A 1,805-nucleotide genomic window follows, 5' to 3' on the forward strand; every position below is an offset into this window, starting at 1 on the left:
GTCGTGTAAACGACGGAAGGCCGCCCAGCGTTGGGCGGCCTTCCGGTGAAGTGGTGTCCGGCGGTGTCCTACTCTCCCACAGGGTCCCCCCTGCAGTACCATCGGCGCTGAGAGGCTTAGCTTCCGGGTTCGGAATGTGACCGGGCGTTTCCCTCTCGCTATGACCGCCGAAACTCTTTCGATGTTTCAGCACATCAACACGAAGAATGTGTTGGTGTGGTGCCCGTACATCGGGAACCACATAGTGGACGCGAACACGCATAAAGAATGAGTGATTTGTAAGTCATCGGCTTATTAGTACCAGTCAGCTGCACACATTGCTGTGCTTCCACGTCTGGCCTATCAACCCAGTAGTCTGCTGGGAGCCTCTCACCCTCTAGGGGCATGGAAGTCTCATCTTGAGGCCGGCTTCCCGCTTAGATGCTTTCAGCGGTTATCCATCCCGAACGTAGCCAAACAGCGGTGCCCTTGGCAGGACAACTGTCACACCAGAGGTTCGTCCAACCCGGTCCTCTCGTACTAGGGTCAGATCCTCTCAAACTTCCTACGCGCGCAGCGGATAGGGACCGAACTGTCTCACGACGTTCTAAACCCAGCTCGCGTACCGCTTTAATGGGCGAACAGCCCAACCCTTGGGACCTACTCCAGCCCCAGGATGCGACGAGCCGACATCGAGGTGCCAAACCATGCCGTCGATATGGACTCTTGGGCAAGATCAGCCTGTTATCCCCGAGGTACCTTTTATCCGTTGAGCGACAGCGCTTCCACAAGCCACTGCCGGATCACTAGTCCCGACTTTCGTCCCTGCTCGACCTGTCAGTCTCACAGTCAAGCTCCCTTGTGCACTTACACTCGCCACCTGATTGCCAACCAGGTTGAGGGAACCTTTGGGCGCCTCCGTTACTCTTTGGGAGGCAACCGCCCCAGTTAAACTACCCACCAGGCACTGTCCCTGAACCGGATCACGGTTCGAAGTTAGATATCCAGAGTGACCAGAGTGGTATTTCAACAACGACTCCACGAACACTGGCGTGTCCGCTTCAAAGTCTCCCACCTATCCTACACAAGCCACACCGAACACCAATACCAAGCTGTAGTAAAGGTCACGGGGTCTTTCCGTCCTGCTGCGCGTAACGAGCATCTTTACTCGTAATGCAATTTCGCCGAGTTCGTGGTTGAGACAGTTGGGAAGTCGTTACGCCATTCGTGCAGGTCGGAACTTACCCGACAAGGAATTTCGCTACCTTAGGATGGTTATAGTTACCACCGCCGTTTACCGGGGCTTAAATTCGGAGCTTCGCCTTGCGGCTGACCCTTCCTCTTAACCTTCCGGCACCGGGCAGGCGTCAGTCCGTATACATCGTCTTGCGACTTGGCACGGACCTGTGTTTTTAATAAACAGTCGCTACCCACTGGTCTCTGCGGCCCACACACGCTTTCGGAGCAAGTCCTAATACGCGCTGGGCCCCCCTTCTCCCGAAGTTACGGGGGCATTTTGCCGAGTTCCTTAACCACGATTATCTCGATCTCCTTGGTATTCTCTACCTGACCACCTGAGTCGGTTTGGGGTACGGGCGGCTGGAACCTCGCGTCGATGCTTTTCTCGGCAGCTGAGGATCACCCACTTTTTATCCGCATCGTGTCTCAGCCTGTATGAGAGGCGGATTTGCCTACCTCTCGGCCTACGCACTTGCACCAGGACAACCATCGCCTGGCTTGGGCTACCTTCCTGCGTCACACCTGTTAATACGCTAACCGCACCAGCATGGGGTCGCGCGCTCCACCAGCCGGCGTCACCCGAAGGC

General features: G+C 56.2%; 2 rRNA genes (1 of these 2 running past the window's edge). Both read right to left on the reverse strand.

The window, feature by feature from the left end:
• Positions 1–55: 55 nt before the first annotated feature.
• A 5S ribosomal RNA gene (gene rrf, locus ACWDR7_RS12925) occupies positions 56–172 on the reverse strand.
• 102 nt (positions 173–274) lie between these two features.
• Positions 275–1,805, reverse strand: a 23S ribosomal RNA gene (locus ACWDR7_RS12930); it runs 1,640 nt beyond the window's last position.

The sequence above is a fragment of the Microbacterium sp. NPDC003461 genome, assembly GCF_053588335.1.